Origin of the sequence: Microcoleus sp. Pol11C2, assembly GCF_036701505.1 — a bacterium.
Lineage (GTDB): Bacteria > Cyanobacteriota > Cyanobacteriia > Cyanobacteriales > Microcoleaceae > Microcoleus.
The window spans coordinates 43,796-61,428 of sequence record NZ_JAUBQX010000040.1; the positions used below are offsets into that span (position 1 = coordinate 43,796).

Genomic DNA, 17,633 nt, shown 5'->3' on the forward strand with positions numbered 1-17,633 from the left:
GATGGGCGATCGGGTAATCTTGCGGTAGTTTGCGGTAGTTTACACCTGGTATAAAATGTTATAGCGCAGTTGCAGTATAATTAAGGGTTAGATCTCGGGGTTATCCGCAGGGTTAATATTTGAAAGCTGCTGGTGAGGCACTATATAAATTAAATTGAAAATGCAACATTAATTATTGGTTATGGCGCTTAGAGACTCCCTTGAAAAAATTATTTTGGAATATCCATTGATCAGTAATCACAACTTCAAGGGATATTCCTTTGCTAGTTATGTCAGAAATGTAGTGCCGAAATCAATAATTGCTTCATTGGAATTAGCAGAAACCTATAGCGTAAAAGCTTCAGCAGAGAATGGTTCTTGGGTTCAAGTTCCTTAGATAGCAATATTTAACAAGCTTGTAAATGAGAGTGTCCAGTCGGGCTTTTACTGTGTTTATTTATTGCGCGCCGACTTCTCTGGCGTTTATCTTTCTGTCAATCAAGGAATAGCAGATAAAAGAAATAAGTTCGGACTTGGGAGGTCGAGGGACATGGTAAGGGATCAAGCACAACTATTTAAATATAAGCTTGGTTCTGACAAGCTCAGGGAATTTTCAGAACCTCTCGATATTCAGCTTGATTAGATATATTTTGCTATTTCTTGACTCCGAATTCTTAAGCCGAGGTGTTCGCCGACTTCTACAAGAATGGCTGTGCGTACTGCACCAATATCTATGAGTGCTTCTGCTTCGTAGACGTGCAACACAGGATTGAGCACTCCTCCACTCACGGAGGCTTGATCAATGGCATTCCTTAGCTTGACTTCGGCTCGAACTGTACCCATATTTTTGCTGGGTTAAATTAGATCGCGAGCGAGATTTATCATATCGCCTCTTTTCGTCTAGAAAGTCTACCTTTGATTCTAGCCCTAATTTATGCTTGTAAGGTTCGCAGTGCAAACCCTACATTTAGAGTTTGTACGTAAGTCTTACAGCGTATTTCTGGTTTAGTGAAGTGCAGTAGGGACAAAGGCTTTCGCCGTGTCCCTACGGGGTTCTATCACTCTTGTGGGGTGGGCATCCTGGCTGCCCTAAACATACAAGTTAAATGCACAACAGCTTACTCATCTTCTGCATAGATAAACCGATACAATTCGCTAGGATCTGGCTCAGCGCTTTTCTCAGCAAAATCGACTGCATCATCAATTACTGCTTGAACTTTATTATCGATCTCTTTCAATTCTTCAGCATTTGCCAAAGTTCGATCGATCAACTCAGCAGCCAACTTCTTAATCGGATCGCGGGGGAACCAATATTCCTTCTCTTCCTTAGAACGCAACTCATCAGGATCTGCCAAAGAATGCCCGCGAAAGCGATAAGTTAAAGCTTCAATCAAAGTCGGCCCCTCGCCGGCCCGCGCCCGCGCCACAGCTTCCTTGGCCACTTCCCGCACCGCCAAAACATCCATCCCGTCAACCTCAAAACCAGCCATGCCAAAAGCATGAGCTTTCTTGTAAATCAGCGGATCAGAAGTAGCTCGCTCGTGGGCCATCCCGATCGCCCATTTGTTGTTTTCCACAACATAAATAATCGGCAACTTCCACAAAGCCGCCATATTCAAACATTCAAAAAACTGCCCGTTATTTGCAGCGCCATCGCCAAAAAAACAAGCAGTTACGCCATCGGAACTCTCATCCCCCAAAGCTTCGCGGCGGTACTTCGATTGAAAAGCCGCCCCCGTAGCTACAGGAATCCCCTCAGCCACAAAAGCATAACCTCCCAACAGTCGGTGTTCGGCAGAAAACATATGCATCGAACCGCCGCGGCCCTTCGAGCAACCAGTTTCCTTCCCGAACAACTCCGCCATTACCTCCCGCGCCGGGACGCCCGCGCTCAAAGCGTGAACGTGATCGCGGTAGGTGCTGCTGACGTAATCAGTGTCATCCCGGCGCATCGATCGAATCACGCCAGTAGAGACAGCTTCCTGACCGTTGTACAAGTGGACAAAACCAAACATTTTGCCCCGGTAGTACATCTCAGCACACTTGTCCTCAAAATAGCGCCCCAAGACCATATCCTCGTAGAGCATCAAGCCCTCATCCCGAGAAATGGTTACGCTTTGCGCGTCAAAAACTGGTAAAGTCCGTTCCTGAACCATAAATAATTAATACCCGACGATCGGCTTCCTAGACATCTAAATTTAAACCGAGATGGGACACAACCGCAGCAGAAAAAGATCGAACGTTGTCTGTGTAACAGTTCACCAATTGTTAAAATGAGTTTGGCAGGCGGGGCGGATTGCCAGGAGTCCGAGATCCAAGTCCCATCTAAACCCGATGCAAACGAATGATATAATTCCATTACTCTCAAACCCGAAAATGCTCAAGAGTCAAACAACTCATTTAGCTGACGGGCAGTGGGGCTTTCCATTTTCCTCACTGTAAAAGGCTGTAGAAGGAAAAAAATCAGAGTATCTCTACGGCAAGTCCAACATACCGTGAATGGGGCGGTTGGAAGCCAATACCAGAATTTTTGATTTGGTTTGCGGGAGTATGTCACTTAAGATAGGCTAATTCAGTTGCTAGCGCTTTGGGGAAGTGGACGAGTGTTAATTCCACTAGATTACTACCGGATTTTGGGTCTACCGATTCAAGCTACTGCCGAACAGTTGCAGCAGGCTCACCGCGATCGAACTTTACAGCTTCCGCGCAGGGAGTATTCCGAAGTTGCGATCGTCGCCCGCAAACAACTGCTCGATGAAGCCTGCGCCGTTCTGTCAGACTCAGAGGGGCGCAAAGCTTACGATGCCAGTTTTTTAGTCAAAACTTACGATCGAGAGTCGGAAGCCGCACAGGAAGCCAAGCACCAGAGGTCAAAAACCTCAGCAGGCACGGCAACAGTCCTGCAAGACGCAGGAGAAACCGCTCCAGCAGAGTCCAAGGCTTTAGAGGCTGCTCCCGACCCCCACACTCCAAGTATTGAAATCGATGACAACCAATTCGTAGGAGCCCTGCTCATACTGCAAGAACTGGGGGAATACGAACTCGTACAGAAGCTGGGTCGCCCGTATCTTAACAATGGCAGCATCGCGATCGCAGAAGGTCGTTTCGGCGACCCCCAGCTCGTGAGGCCAGATATAGTTTTAACCGTCAGCCTTGCCTGTCTAGAACTCGGCCGCGAACAGTGGCAGCAAGGTCAGTACGAAAATGCCGCAAAATCATTAGAAGCAGGTCAAGAATTGCTGCTGCGCGAAAGCCTATTTGCAAGCGTGAGGGGTGAAATGCAAGCCGACATATACAAACTCCGTCCGTACAACATTTTAGAGCTATTATCACTCCCCGAAGAAAAAGTCGCCGAGCGTCGTCGGGGACTGCAAATCCTGCGAGAAATGCTTCAAGAACGAGGCGGTATCGACGGTTCGGGAGACGATCGATCGGGTTTAGGAATAGAAGACTTCCTCCGGTTCGTGCAGCAAATGCGTAAACACCTAACCAGCAGCGAGCAGCAGGCGCTATTTGAAGCCGAAGCCGGCCGCCCCTCCGCAGTCGCCACTTACCTCTCGGTCTACACCCTGTTAGCCCAAGGATTTGCCGCCAGACAGCCATCGATGATCCGTCGGGCCAAGCTGATGCTGATGCAGCTCGGTCGCCGCCAAGACGTTCACCTGGAAAAAGCCGTCTGTTCCCTGCTGCTGGGCCAGACAGAAGAAGCCAGCCGATCCCTCGAACTCAGTTCGGAAAAAGAACCCCTGGCCTTCATTCGCGAACATTCCCAAGATTCACCCGATTTGTTGCCCGGACTGTGCTTGTACGCCGAACACTGGCTACAAGAAGAAGTGTTTCCCCACTTCCGCGACTTGGCCAACGAGTCAGTGTCCTTGAAAGACTACTTTGCTGACCCGAAAGTACAAGCTTACCTAGAAGCTTTGCCACAAGACGCCGAAACCGCCAACGAATGGGTAGTGGTGCAGCCCCGCTCGGGCAAGCCCCCGGCGCGACTGCAACCAGCAGCAGGCCGATCACCCGCTGCCATACCCCCACAGCCACCCACAGCCAAGCAGGGAGCCAGTACCGTCACCTTGACCCCCGTAACGGGCGACGCTTCCAGCGCAGCCTCGGGCGCGAAATCTCCGACAACGGTGGGCGCGCCGAGCGCTGTTGCCCCCGTCTCTATCCCGATAGCTACAGTGCCACACCCAACAGAATCGACTTCCAAACATCGCAGACGCCAACATTCAGGGCACAGCGGAGCAAGTGGCAATGGGCTAAAGGGCGATTTGGTCGATCGAGCGCGCACCAAGGCCGCAGAACTTACCGCCCAAGTCAAGTCCATGCCTCCAAACAGGCTGGCTTTGTTTCTAGTCGCAGGTATCCTGAGCCTGTTACTCCTGTGGTTAATACTCAGTCTCTTGGCTAGCGCCATGCAAGCCCTATCGGGCCCATCTCTCCGAGGAGAGCAAGCCCTCGTCCGCCTGGAAGAACCGCCCCTAGAAATCCCCGCCTTGGCCGCGACCCCAGAGCCGAGCGCGGCAGGCGCAGTATCGGGAGAAATCACTGAGGAATCAGCGGAACAAATAGTTCAAGGCTGGCTGTCGGCGAAAGCAGCCGCTTTGGGCCCCAACCACACTGTCGAAGAATTAAAGCAAGTTCTGACAGAACCGGCTTTGTCTCGCTGGCAATTGATGGCAGAAGCTCAACAGCGAAACAACGCGCACCAGCGTTATGTACACAAGCTGGAAGTTACTGGAGTTAAGACGAATCCGACTAATCCCGATCGCGCCCAAGTAGAAGCCCAAGTTGGGGAAAAAGCCGAAGTGTTCGATCGTTCTCAGCTCGTTTCTTCCCGTAACGAAAACCTGCGGGTGCGCTACGACTTGATCCGTCAAGAGGGACAGTGGCGGATTATGGATTGGCAAGTGATTAAGTAAGGAATTGTTCAGTTGACAGTTGACAGTTGACAGTTGACAGTTGACAGTTGACCTGGGATACCGACATCTACCTAGAAGGAAGAGGATTGGAGTAATGAACAGTCTTCTTTTAATTTCTCCCGATCGGGGTTCTGGCTTTAAACCAATTCTTTCGGGTAATTGGTAATTGGTAATTAGTTATTTCTGCAGGGTAGTTACTAATTACCAATTGCTGATTATTAGGTTAATTTTTAATTCCAAAAGCGGGAGTTTTGAATTGCAGATTATTGTTGAAGGCTGGCGTTTTATTTATCATTCCTATTGCGTAGCCAATCAATTTCAACTGCTGGAAATGCTCGATCGCCCGCGAAGCCAAATTGAGCTTTTCCACCGCGATATGCCCTACATTGACGCAGCTTGGGAGACGAAAATTAGTTTGTTCGATCGCCCAAATGAAACCTTACTTCGCAGCATTAAGAGCCCTGCGGTAAATCAGTCAGCCGATGTTACCCTGCGAATGTACTGCCCGTGGGACTTCTCGGCTTCCAGCAGTGATCAAACTTGGGTATTTGCAGCCACAGAATGGGGGATTGTTACCAGTTCAGTATTACAGGCGATGGGTGTTAAGTCGATCGCCGAAACTCCGGTTAACTCGGAAACGAAAATTATTACACCTTCAGCTTGGTCAAAAGCTGGCTTAATTCGCAGCGGAGTTGAAGCCGATCGCATTGCCGTTGTACATTTGGGAGTCGATCCTCAGATTTATTATCCTGCTGCGGGCGATCGGCGTCAATCACTGCGCCAAAGTCTCGGCTGGTCAAACTATTTTATATTTTTAAACATCGGAGGACAAACCGATCGCAAAGGTATTCGCCCTTTATTAAAAGCCTTCGCTGCGGTAGTTGACAAATATCCAGATGCGAGATTAGTTTTAAAAGGTTCTGAACTGCTTTATCCGTCGAGAGACGAGATTGCTGAAGCCTGCCGAGTTGTGCTCAACGATGCGGAAAGAGCGAGGGTTTTACCGAGATTAATTTATACTGGTAGCCAGCTATCTTTTGCTCAAATAGCAGAGTTTTACCAAGCTGCAGATGCTTATGTTTCTCCCTATTTGGCAGAAGGTTTTAATCTGCCGGTGTTGGAAGCTGCGGCTTGCGGTTTGCCTGTTATTTGCACTGCGGGCGGCCCTACGGATGATTTTACGCGATCGAACTTTGCACAGCGGATTGAGAGTAAATTTACGGCTGTGGTGAGTGACGGCGAAAACTTATTTATCTTAGCTCCGGAGTGGGAACATTTGACTGATTTGATGCAAGGGGCGATCGAACAGCCTGGAATCGCTGCTAAAGCGAGGGTTGCAGGCCCGGCTTTTGTGGCCCAAAATTTTACTTGGAGGTGTGTAGTCGATCAATTGCTTGAGGTTATGGGAGGAGATAAAAAGAGAGAGGAGAAGTCTATTTTTGAGCCAATAATTTTGTAGTTTGGACGTTTCAAGCCCTAGATGGGGAAATAGGTTTTTTCCGGCAGTCTGGTAGCCGTTGGCTGTCAAAATGGCGTTGTTTCAATCCCTGATAGGGTTTTAGGTTTTTTCCGGCTTGGGACTTCTGTCGCAGAAAAAGCAATGCCTCGAAGGTTTCAATCCCTGATAGGGTTTTAGTTTTTTTCCGGCAGTTAATTCTGTCTTTACAGCCTTCCCTAAAGTTTGTTTCAATCCCTGATAGGGTTTTAGGTTTTTTCCGGCAGTGGTATGGCTCTGTTAATTTACCACCCGGCGAGTTTCAATCCCTGATAGGGTTTTAGGTTTTTTCCGGCTTTAAAGCCTAGCACCAAAAAACCCGCGAGTGTCGTTTCAATCCCTGATAGGGTTTTAGGTTTTTTCCGGCTCTAAATAATGAGCGCTATTAGATTTAGAATTGTGGTTTCAATCCCTGATAGGGTTTTAGGTTTTTTCCGGCTTCATCAAGTTTGGGGCAAGCGCCGATTGATCGGAAGTTTCAATCCCTGATAGGGTTTTAGGTTTTTTCCGGCATAGGGTTTTAGGTTGTTTCCGCCCAGTGGGAGTACCGCGTGTTTCAATCCCTGATAGGGTTTTAGGTTTTTTCCGGCTTGGCGCTTCCCTCGGCGGTATATTTCTAGGGGTCGTTTCAATCCCTGATAGGGTTTTAGGTTTTTTCCGGCTAACCCTTGAGAGGTAAACACAATGATATTATGTTTCAATCCCTGATAGGGTTTTAGGTTTTTTCCGGCCTGGCGCAAGATTGAAAATTCAGACGTGACTGTGGTTGTTTCAATCCCTGATAGGGTTTTAGGTTTTTTCCGGCGATTTAGTAAAGGTGCTTTTAGTGCCAATTGATTTGTGTTTCAATCCCTGATAGGGTTTTAGGTTTTTTCCGGCTTACGATCGGCTGATCATTAGTGTTCGGTGTGCCCCGTTTCAATCCCTGATAGGGTTTTAGGTTTTTTCCGGCGCTAACGCGCCATTAGTACAAGCAGGAATTGTGCTGTTTCAATCCCTGATAGGGTTTTAGGTTTTTTCCGGCCGGTCAAGGTGAGTCAGAAGAAACAGTCGGAGAAGATGTTTCAATCCCTGATAGGGTTTTAGGTTTTTTCCGGCCCACCTACCAGCAAGTAGGCGGTTTTTCTCATTAGTTTCAATCCCTGATAGGGTTTTAGGTTTTTTCCGGCTTTCTCAATTTGCTGATTTTTCTAAAAATTACTCTGTTTCAATCCCTGATAGGGTTTTAGGTTTTTTCCGGCTTCTGAGATTTACCCGCCGTTGGTGCAGGGTTCGTTTCAATCCCTGATAGGGTTTTAGGTTTTTTCCGGCATCGAATACACCAAGGGCTGCACATTGGTACAAGTTTCAATCCCTGATAGGGTTTTAGGTTTTTTCCGGCTTGAATCGGTACACCCCATCAACGGCAGCGGCCGATTTTGGGTTTCAATCCCTGATAGGGTTTTAGGTTTTTTCCGGCTGTATCTCTCAGCGTGAAAATGCAACCACTCAAAAGTTTCAATCCCTGATAGGGTTTTAGGTTTTTTCCGGCCAGCAGAATTATCTGCCACAATTTGTCTGAGCACAGTTTCAATCCCTGATAGGGTTTTAGGTTTTTTCCGGCACCCACATTGAACGCATAGCAGAAAAATGCGCGCGTTTCAATCCCTGATAGGGTTTTAGGTTTTTTCCGGCGTAATTTCAACATTCCACTTTTTATCTTTGCTCTTGTTTCAATCCCTGATAGGGTTTTAGGTTTTTTCCGGCATTGCGTCTATCTGTCTCTGAGGGCTTGGTTTTGTTTCAATCCCTGATAGGGTTTTAGGTTTTTTCCGGCATGGTGGTTTTGTTGGGGAATTGCAAATATTATCTTGTTTCAATCCCTGATAGGGTTTTAGGTTTTTTCCGGCGCCTGCATTAAAAGCTTCTGCAGGAAGTGTCCACGTTTCAATCCCTGATAGGGTTTTAGGTTTTTTCCGGCTTGGAATCTCACCGGGAACTGGGGAGAGTTTGGCAGTGTTTCAATCCCTGATAGGGTTTTAGGTTTTTTCCGGCTTCAGATTTAAAGTCTCGGTTGGGGTAGAAGTCAATGTTTCAATCCCTGATAGGGTTTTAGGTTTTTTCCGGCACTGATTGCTCGACCGTCTTTAGCGCGTGTTGAAGTTTCAATCCCTGATAGGGTTTTAGGTTTTTTCCGGCTGGGCGAGATATACTCGCGTCTAACGTCTAGCGCCTGTTTCAATCCCTGATAGGGTTTTAGGTTTTTTCCGGCAGGATATGAATCTTTCTGTGATGTATTGTTTTGTTTCAATCCCTGATAGGGTTTTAGGTTTTTTCCGGCGCGGTGGTGCAGTTAGTAAATTCCCAGGCATTGCTATTGGCGTTTCAATCCCTGATAGGGTTTTAGGTTTTTTCCGGCTACCGATCGCATCCTCCACCCCTCTTGGTTGTATTCGTTTCAATCCCTGATAGGGTTTTAGGTTTTTTCCGGCGTCAATATAGGTTTTTGTAAGTGTTGCGTACATAAGTTTCAATCCCTGATAGGGTTTTAGGTTTTTTCCGGCTTATTGCTGAGATTTTTTCCTTGGGTATAATATCGACGTTTCAATCCCTGATAGGGTTTTAGGTTTTTTCCGGCGAGGCGATCGCAACCTAGAAAGCAAGTAAAAAGTTTCAATCCCTGATAGGGTTTTAGGTTTTTTCCGGCAGTTGATGGAACGTGAACCCGTGCGCGATCGTATGTTGTTTCAATCCCTGATAGGGTTTTAGGTTTTTTCCGGCTCAGCCTCTGGAACATCAACACCCGCCGCGATGCCTGTTTCAATCCCTGATAGGGTTTTAGGTTTTTTCCGGCGTTAAGGGCGCGATCGCCCTTGATTGCTTACTATTTGTTTCAATCCCTGATAGGGTTTTAGGTTTTTTCCGGCTGCATCCGGATGATCCCCAACGGGTTCGGCGTTTATTGTTTCAATCCCTGATAGGGTTTTAGGTTTTTTCCGGCGCGATCGCTGAAAAAAGCTAGGCGCTCGCAGAAAAGTTTCAATCCCTGATAGGGTTTTAGGTTTTTTCCGGCCGCCCGTTCCAGAAGCCAGGGTGTATTTGGTTTTCAAGGTGCAGTTGCGTCGATCTAAAAGAAAAGTACCATTCCAGCCTTCGGCTTGTCAATACCCGAGTTTCCATACTCACTCCAAAACCTTATCCTGTAAAGCTTTCAGACTTTCCGTCAATCTTTTTTTCACACTAGGGGCATCAAACTCTTGCTGCACATGAGTTTGAGCCGAAAAATTTGATATTCGGATTTTAACACCTACCCCTTGACGCAAACTCAGCAAAAAATATTGTGCGCTCAACGGGCTCTACGCCACCAATACCTTCGATCTTAGTCTGACAGCAAGCGCACAGCGGAAAAAACCAAATACACTCTTCCTTGGGTTAGATGACTTTGTTCGGCGTGGCGATCGTAACTTAGATTGGAGTCCTAGCCTGCATCCATCTCCTCAACTGGTTTGATGACTTTCTGCGGCGTGGCGATCGTAACTTACCATACTCAGTCTCACTCTATTGAGCACAGTCAAACACACTGTACTACATCCACTGCCCATAAAGGGAAGCTCAAGGAAAAACCAACAACCTACCGCAATATAGCCCTAAAAGACTACTTAAAATTAGTAAAAAAAACACAACTATTCCGCCCACCAAAAAGCAAAGGGATTTAAAATCTACTCCGATATAGTAAAAAAAATCGCTCATATTTCACAGCTAATCGAGTTAGACACTTATCTAAAAAATATCACGAACAAGCCAGATAAAATGTTCTCAACCTTAGGCTTATCCAAATCTATGTTTGAGCCCATCACCGACCAAAATTTATATTTGACCGATATTTTATCCCAATGAATTGCTAGGAGCGATCGACCCAGACTTATTTAGCAAAACCTAGATTTTCAATAAATAGCAAATTTTTACCTGCCATATTTACGGTATTTGCACTTCGCGGTTCCGAAAAATATTAGGGGCGAATTGCCTAAAAATTCCCCAAATTAACTTAAAATCAGTAGAGTGGCATTTACCTTAAAACTACCTATGACAAAAGCCGAAATTAGCGCCAAAAACATCACAGTTCCTAACGGGGATTTACAAATAGCTGCATACCTAGCCCAGCCAACCTCCCCAGGGCAATTTCCCGCAGTTATCGTAATTCAAGAAATCTTTGGCGTCAACTCGCACATCCGCGAAGTTACTGAAAGAATAGCAAAAGAAGGATATGTGGCGATCGCCCCAGCCATTTACCAGCGTCAAGCCCCCGGCTTTGAAACCGGCTACACACCCGAAGCCATCCAACTCGGCAGAGAATACAAAGAAAAAACCACAGCTTCCGAACTTCTCGGCGATATCCAAGCCACCATCGATTACCTCAAAACTCTACCCTCTGTCAAACCAGAAGGTTTTGGCTGCATCGGTTTCTGCTTTGGAGGACACGTCGCCTACCTCGCCGCTACTTTGCCCGAAATCAAGGCTACAGCGTCGTTCTACGGCGCCGGTATCGCCACTCTCACCCCCGGGGGCGGAACCCCGACGATCGCCCGCACAGCAGACATTAAAGGCACTCTCTACGCCTTTTTTGGCACTCAAGACCCCAGCATTCCCTTAGAACAAGTTGACCAAATCGCCGCCGAATTGCAAAAACACAGTATTTCTCACCAAATTTTCCGCTACAATGCCGATCACGGCTTCTTCTGCGACCACCGCGGCAGTTACGACGCTACGGCAGCAGCCGACTCGTGGGTGCAGGTGAAGCAGCTATTTCATCAGCAACTTCAACCAGCTTAGAGAGTGGGAGATGGGAAGATAGGGAGATGGGGAGAGTGGGAAAATTTTTTCTACTGACGACTGCCAACTAAATTACTGACAACTGACAACTAAACTGACATGAATTCCAAATCTACAGGTTCTCAAAGCGCAAAAGCATCCTTTTCAATGGATGATTTTGCTAAAGCCCTCGAACAGCACAATTACGAGTTCCAGAAGGGACAAGTAGTGCGCGGCAAAGTGTTCGAGTACGACTCAAATGGCGCGTATGTTGATATCGGCGGCAAGTCTTCGGCTTTTTTGCCGATCGAAGAGGCTGCTTTGAGAACAGTAACGGATTTGTCGGAAGTGGTTCCGCTGGACGAGGAACGGGACTTTTTGATTATCCGCGAACAAGACGCAGATGGCCAAGTTACTTTGTCTCTGCGGCAGTTACAAATTCAGCAAGCTTGGGAAGATTTAATTGAATTGCAGGAAACCGGTAAAGTTCTTCAGGTGCGGGTTTCTGGGGCGAATAAGGGCGGCGTGACAGTAGATGTTCAGGGAATGCGCGGTTTTATTCCCCGATCGCACTTAGTGGAACGCGATAACCTAGAATCGCTGATCGGTCAATCTTTGAGCGTGAATTTTTTGGAGGTCGATCGCGAACGAGAAAAACTCGTACTTTCCCAGCGGATGGCCACTCAATCGAATGCCTTCAAGGATTTGCAAATTGGTCAGTTGGTCGAAGGAAAAGTCAGCAGCATCAAGCCTTTTGGCGTGTTTGTGGACTTGGAAGGAGTTAGCGGTTTGCTCCACATCAAGCAAGTTAGCCAAAAATATATTGATAACCTTGGAAAGGTGTTTGCTCCCGGTCAACCCCTGAAAGCGATCGTGGTTGACCTCGATGAAAGTCGCGGCCGGATTTCGCTTTCTACTCGGGTACTGGAAAATTATCCAGGGGAAATGGTGGATAAAATGGCGGATGTTATGGATACGGCAGAAGAGCGATCGGAACGTGCTAGAAAGACTCTTTCTTAAGTCTTGATCTAATGGCCACCCCGAATTCTTAAAGAAGTCGGGGTGGTAAGAGTGCGAGGGTTTTAGGTTTAATTAGGTTGATTTACTTATTTTGCATTTTATATCGGCTTCTTCTACCAGTTCCCAAAAATAATCCCACTATAGGCTAACTCCAAACCCCTATCCAGTAATCTAATACCTCTCGCTAACAAAAAAATCAAAATAGTCTTACTTCTTCCTTTGGCTATCTAACTTCATTTTAGCGTTAGTTATTTAACCCCATTAGCTACTACTCCCAATACTTTAAAATCGGCTACATTTAGTTGATCTAAAGCTTTGCTTACCAGACCCCGATCGGTTTTTTCTATTTTCACTATCAGCACTGTACCATCCGTTTGAGAAGCTAGTAAATGGCCGTCTGCTAAACCAATCAAAGGCGGCGTATCGTAAATGACTAAATCAAATAAGGCTAGGAATTGTTCCATTAAATAGTGCATCTTTCTCGAAGAAAGTAATTTAATTGGATCAGGGGGAATAGTACCTGCTGTAAGGACAAAAAGATTGTCATCATCTGGTAATCGCTGAATAGCCTCATTTAAGCTTAAATCAGAACTTAAAACATTACTTAAACCTTTCATATTTGATAAGCCAAGGTATGTGTGCAGTTGAGGCAAACGCATATTAGCATCCACTAATAATACCCGTTTACCAACAGCAGAAGCAGTTTTAGCTAAATAAAGTGCTACAGTTGACTTACCCTCACCTTTAATGGTAGAAGTGATGGTTAAAGAAGTTATTGGGTGTTCCGCATTTAATAATTGAATATTGGTGTATAAGTAGTGAAATGCCTCGACCACAGGAAAATCTTTGTAATTGGAAACTATTATTCGTTTTAAGCTTGCACTGTTAGTATTGGAACTTACGCTACTGAATTGAGCGGGAACCCTTTCACCTCTACGAGATTTAATTTTCATCGCTTTGGCGATCGGAATGACTCCCAAAAGAGGGCGCTTAGTTGCTGATTTAATTTCTTCGGGAGTATGGAAAACAGTATTTAAAACTTCTACTAGGAAACCTATAGCAATGCCTAGTAAAGTGCTAATAACGAGCGCGATCGCTAGGTGGCGACGGGTTGGTTTTTCTGTTACTGGGTAGAGATCACCTTTTTCGTTTGTGACTAATTGTGGTTTAGATATAATTTGCCAAGACCCATCTATTTGACCAGAATCTAGTTGCAAAGTTTTTTGTTTTTCGATGAACAGTTTGAGATTATCTTTAGCTAACTCTAGTTTTAATTGTATGTCATCATAGCGAAGTTGAGCTTGAGGCATTTGAGTGATTTTTGCTTGCAGTAAATTTTGGCTATTACTTATCAATCGCTCGCGAGCTTCCAACTGTTCGAGTTGTGTTTTCATCTGAAAAATGACAGACTCAGCTTCTTTTTTCATTAAATCGTGCAAACTTTGCTGCTTTTCCCGCAAAGATTGAATGGGAAGACTATTTTCATAAAATTGAGTAGAGCTTAAAGCTAATTGCGACTCTATTTCATTGACTTTGCTAATTAAATTTTCATAAGACTTGGGGCTAATATCAACAATCCAACGATAATCGCCTGTTAAAGCTCTTTTATTGTAGCTTTCATATTGGTGCCTACTTTCTGCTAGTTGTACTTGCACTTCTAGGCGACGATTAGTTAAATTATCTAGCTGATCTGATAGGCTGCGGCTGCGTACTTCTGGTTGATTAAAGTTATACTGAACTCTTAACATTTGTAATTCTTGTTGCAATTTATCAACTTTCTGCTGGAGTGGTGGCATTTGTCGAGCGATAAAGTCAATACTTTGTTTGTTAACTTTTAAACGCTCTTTATCCATATATTCTAGGTAATATTTGGCAGTTTCATCCAGGACATATTGGATGCGCTTGGGGTCTCGATCGCGATAGCTAATATCTAGGAGTTTAGTACCACCCTGCTTCCCATCTCGCAAGAAAGTAACACGTTGGATAACCAAGCGGCTACTGAGACTTTTATAGTCAAACTTTGGATATTTTGTTTGCAATTTATTAACTAATGGTAGTAACACTTCGGGGCTTTTTAAAACCCGCGATAAACTTTGATAATCCACCGAAGAACCTTCTTCTGCTGATGATTTAATTTTGTTCAAGTCGGTGATGCCTAAACTGTTATTTTGAGCTTGAACAAAGAGCTTTGATAGCCGATCCTCAGCCGTAATGGGTTCGGCTAAAACTGTAAATTTTCCTTCATACTCACTAATAGAGTTTTTGGCAGCCCTGAGCACGAAACTACCGCTTAAAGTAGCTATGCTGGCCGCTACTATGCCCATCACCAGAAGGCGACGTTTGACGACAGCTAGTACCCAATTCATATCAAGAACTTGGTCATCCTCTGCTGGGGTACTAGCTAGGTAATTAGCGGAGGGAACAGATAAATATTGACCATTAAGGTCATTCTTGAGGGAAGACAACAGTTTTTTATCCATAGCAAAAATGTATGTTATTTAATTCCTAATTTCCGAATAGTCTGAGTAGCTCTATCAGTCGGGTGGGAACGAGAATTCCACCAATAATATTATTAACTGGTGAGAGAACAGTGTTAATGTTGTCTACAAAGATAGCAGTCCTCGAACGTGCCACTATAATTATGTCATTATCTTGAATCAGTGGGTTGCTTTGAGCGTCAATTCCTTGATTCAAATTAATTGATACTTCCGAGCGGGATATAGTGCCATTAGGATTCAGCCTGATCAGTTCCACATATCTAGAGTTAGCGCGATTTGGTCTGAAACCCCCCGCACTCATAATTGCTTGATTTAAGGTAGTATTAGGAGGTAATTTGAGTCCACCCGGAGTATTGACTTCTCCGATAACACTCACTTGCACAGTCCCTGGAGCAAAGCTAGCAGTAGCTAGAACCGAAACTTCTCCGGGGTCGATTGCGGTCGCTGTCGGGACAAAGATGATATCCCCTTCTTGTAGAATAGTATCTTGAGAGGTATCTTGTTCTTGCAAATATTGCCAGAGGTTAATAGTTCTAACTTGTTGTTTCCCACTTCTAGTATAACGTTGGAGTTGGATTTGGCGAATATCAGCGATTGATGTGATTCCACCAGCTAGTTGTAGAGCACGAATAATTGTCGGCTGTCCGTTGCTTCTTTGACCATTTTGGGTATCACCACCAATCGCTACATATCTACCGGGACGCTTCACCTCTCCGAATACTGAGACAGTACGGGGTTGCTCTGCGGGTATAGAAAAATTAGATTCACTAAGTTGATTTGTTTCTGCTAAATTAATTGTTTCTTGAGGAGGAACCAAGATTTGATCTCCATCTCGCAACGTGATATCTTGGCTGGTCTGACCAGTTTGTAAATAATCCCACAGATTATAAGTGATAGTTATTTCTTTGTTAGCCGTGAGCCGACGCCGCACAACTACTCGTCGAATATCAGCGCTAGCTCGAATACCCCCAGCTTTTTCTAAAGCTTGAGGAAGCGTGGGAAACTGAATAGATGGTCTAGTTCCACCTCCATTAGCTAAGGGCAATAAGTAGGAGCCAGGACGACTTATTTCACCCGATAACCAAATATTAAGCGGGCGGGCAGCTTGTAAGCTGATTGTAACTAAAGGTTTTTTCACAACCTGGCCATAAGCTCTAGTGATAACTTGGGCTGCCTGTTCTAAAGTTAATCCTTGAAGGGAAATACTACCAATAATGGGGATTTGAATAGCTCCCCCAGCGGGAATTTGATACTCCCCACTAAGCTGAGGCAGATCGTAGATATCAATTCTAATATTGTCTCCACCACCTAGATAGTAGTCAGTATTAATACTTATTGCGGGGGCTGGCGACTGAGCGAGGTTGGTTTGAGGGTAGGAGAGAGTGACTACCAGCGCCAGCAGTGGCAGTTGTAAAGCACGTAGAGTAAGCCATTTCATAGGTAGTAACAAATTTATGATAGAGGTAAAGCCATGAAAGATATTTTAAGGGTGCCGATGTTTGCGTTGATGCTATTGTGTTTAACGCTTATCGTCTTTGTGACTATTTATATTTTAGCTGCACGCCATCCCAAATTGGGTGCCACATTAGAAAAGATTTTTGTGGGGATACTTTTTTTTACCATAACTGGTGGATCTGGTATCATCGCCATGCCCTTTACCAAACTCCATCCTAACGTTTTCTACAACTTAGAAACTACACCCCCAACGATGATTGCTCAAATTGCCATTTATGGGGCTATGATATTAATGCTATTTCCCCGTTTAACTAAAACTACCCAAAAAACTGTTTCTATGTGCATTAAGTGGATAGCAGGAGACATTTTTTTAGGTTTGTTTTTGTTAATTATGACTTTATCTGGCTTGTGGTCACAAACTCCTGAAATTACATTTAGGGCTATTGGTGCTATTTGGGGAATAACACTGGTTTCTATTTATGTAGGTAAAGTGTATAGTTGGTTAGAAATTTATGGATTATTGAGATGGCTAACTGGTTTATTAGCTTTATGGTTACTTGTGAAAACCAATGCAGCGCCGGACGGTTGTTGGACAGGAGTTTTAGGTCATAAAAACCCTTTTTCTTTTCAAATGGCTAATACAGCTTCTTTATGGATTTTATATGCTTTTAAGGATCGCAAGTATCGATATTTATCATTATTTATAACTTTAATAGCTTTAGTAGGATTGCAAAAAGGTTGTAGTGGTGCTAGTCGGATTTTGACCGTGGTATTAATCAGTTTGTGGAGTTATTTAGCCCTCTTAAAAAGATTACCTGTAAAATGGGCTTTTCTCTGCTTTATCTTATTTTTAGTCGGTAGTGTAGGTATAAGTATTTTGGTATTAAATAATTTAGAGGCTATTATTGTGGATGGTTTGAAAAAAGATATGACTTTAACCGGTAGAACCGAGTTTTGGCCTTTAATTATTGAGCGAATTAATCAAAATAATCCCATATTTGGTTATGGAATAAAAGGATTTTGGCAGTGGTGGCGTCGCTCGGAAAATCCCGCTTACGGAATTGTAGTAGCTAAAACTGGTTTTGTGCCACCCCACTCTCACAATGGTTTTATTGATATACTTTGCGAACTGGGTTGGGCCGGACTATTGTTGTTTATTGGGTCATTTTTTAATAATATATTTAGAGGTATAAAGTACCTAGTTAAAGGAAGTTTTCCAGAGTCCGGTTTGCCTTTGTATTTATTAACATTTATTCTAATGACCAATTTGACAGAGTCGGGACTATTGGGGGTTGGTACTTATTGGTGTTGGTATGTAGTTTTATCGGTAAAATTGAGCTTAGATAGGACAGCTAAGGAGAATCCACACTGATGAGGTCAGTATTTGGTCAGGCGTATTATAGCAATCCTAAATCATTATCATGAGTACGGTACAATTATATGCAATACTTGATTATGACAAAAAAAATGAAT

The 17,633-nt window shown here is 44.6% G+C and carries 9 protein-coding genes, 1 pseudogene and 1 CRISPR repeat array; of the genes and pseudogenes, 6 read left to right on the top strand and 4 right to left on the bottom strand.

Going from position 1 to position 17,633, the window contains the following annotated elements; genetic code table 11:
• The first annotated feature begins 181 nt into the window (after positions 1 to 181).
• Positions 182 to 622, top strand: a pseudogene (locus QUA42_RS27850) (MrcB family domain-containing protein).
• Here the strand turns inward: QUA42_RS27850 and QUA42_RS20440 are convergent.
• Positions 619 to 822 carry a hypothetical protein gene (locus tag QUA42_RS20440; protein ID WP_333139559.1) on the bottom strand — a complete coding sequence of 68 codons (204 nt, stop codon included), beginning with the start codon at positions 820 to 822 and terminating at the stop codon, positions 619 to 621. The pseudogene QUA42_RS27850 and the gene QUA42_RS20440 sit on opposite strands and share 4 nt — an antisense overlap.
• Positions 823 to 1,097: 275 nt before the next feature.
• Positions 1,098 to 2,135, bottom strand: coding sequence for a pyruvate dehydrogenase (acetyl-transferring) E1 component subunit alpha (pdhA, locus tag QUA42_RS20445; RefSeq protein WP_333139560.1), 1,038 nt, complete (start codon positions 2,133 to 2,135; stop codon positions 1,098 to 1,100).
• A gap of 447 nt (positions 2,136 to 2,582) precedes the next feature.
• Here pdhA and QUA42_RS20450 point away from each other — a divergent pair, with 447 nt between their 5' ends.
• From QUA42_RS20450 to QUA42_RS20465, 4 genes are all read left to right on the top strand, one after another.
• Positions 2,583 to 4,904 carry an IMS domain-containing protein gene (locus QUA42_RS20450; RefSeq protein ID WP_333139562.1) on the top strand — a complete coding sequence of 774 codons (2,322 nt, stop codon included), beginning with the start codon at positions 2,583 to 2,585 and terminating at the stop codon, positions 4,902 to 4,904.
• A 256-nt stretch (positions 4,905 to 5,160) separates the two neighbouring features.
• A complete protein-coding gene (locus tag QUA42_RS20455; RefSeq protein ID WP_333139564.1) occupies positions 5,161 to 6,363 on the top strand; it encodes a glycosyltransferase family 4 protein in 1,203 nt (400 codons plus the stop codon).
• A gap of 78 nt (positions 6,364 to 6,441) precedes the next feature.
• A CRISPR array of direct repeats spans positions 6,442 to 9,451; the repeat unit is 37 nt; unit sequence GTTTCAATCCCTGATAGGGTTTTAGGTTTTTTCCGGC.
• 1,010 nt (positions 9,452 to 10,461) lie between these two features.
• Complete coding sequence (locus tag QUA42_RS20460) at positions 10,462 to 11,208, top strand: dienelactone hydrolase family protein (RefSeq protein WP_333139565.1); 747 nt, start codon at positions 10,462 to 10,464, stop codon at positions 11,206 to 11,208.
• Between the two features lie 99 nt (positions 11,209 to 11,307).
• Positions 11,308 to 12,207, top strand: coding sequence for a S1 RNA-binding domain-containing protein (locus QUA42_RS20465; RefSeq protein ID WP_333063140.1), 900 nt, complete (start codon positions 11,308 to 11,310; stop codon positions 12,205 to 12,207).
• 248 nt (positions 12,208 to 12,455) lie between these two features.
• Here the strand turns inward: QUA42_RS20465 and QUA42_RS20470 are convergent, their stop codons facing one another.
• Positions 12,456 to 14,687, bottom strand: a complete 2,232-nt coding sequence (locus QUA42_RS20470) for a polysaccharide biosynthesis tyrosine autokinase (RefSeq protein WP_333139567.1) — start codon at positions 14,685 to 14,687, stop codon at positions 12,456 to 12,458.
• A 25-nt stretch (positions 14,688 to 14,712) separates the two neighbouring features.
• Positions 14,713 to 16,143 (bottom strand): SLBB domain-containing protein, encoded by a 1,431-nt coding sequence (locus QUA42_RS20475; protein ID WP_333139570.1) that lies wholly within the window; start codon positions 16,141 to 16,143, stop codon positions 14,713 to 14,715.
• A 33-nt stretch (positions 16,144 to 16,176) separates the two neighbouring features.
• On the opposite strand from QUA42_RS20475, the gene QUA42_RS20480 reads away from it, so the two are divergent.
• Complete coding sequence (locus QUA42_RS20480) at positions 16,177 to 17,532, top strand: O-antigen ligase family protein (protein ID WP_333139572.1); 1,356 nt, start codon at positions 16,177 to 16,179, stop codon at positions 17,530 to 17,532.
• Positions 17,533 to 17,633 lie beyond the last annotated feature (101 nt).

Coding starts and splice junctions, on each gene's coding strand:
- pdhA (WP_333139560.1), bottom strand. CDS start 2,135: ATGGTTCAGGAACGGACTTTACCAGTTTTTGACGCGCAAAGCGTAACC.
- QUA42_RS20480 (WP_333139572.1), top strand. CDS start 16,177: ATGAAAGATATTTTAAGGGTGCCGATGTTTGCGTTGATGCTATTGTGT.
- QUA42_RS20460 (WP_333139565.1), top strand. CDS start 10,462: ATGACAAAAGCCGAAATTAGCGCCAAAAACATCACAGTTCCTAACGGG.
- QUA42_RS20440 (WP_333139559.1), bottom strand. CDS start 822: ATGGGTACAGTTCGAGCCGAAGTCAAGCTAAGGAATGCCATTGATCAA.
- QUA42_RS20475 (WP_333139570.1), bottom strand. CDS start 16,143: ATGAAATGGCTTACTCTACGTGCTTTACAACTGCCACTGCTGGCGCTG.
- QUA42_RS20465 (WP_333063140.1), top strand. CDS start 11,308: ATGAATTCCAAATCTACAGGTTCTCAAAGCGCAAAAGCATCCTTTTCA.
- QUA42_RS20470 (WP_333139567.1), bottom strand. CDS start 14,687: ATGGATAAAAAACTGTTGTCTTCCCTCAAGAATGACCTTAATGGTCAA.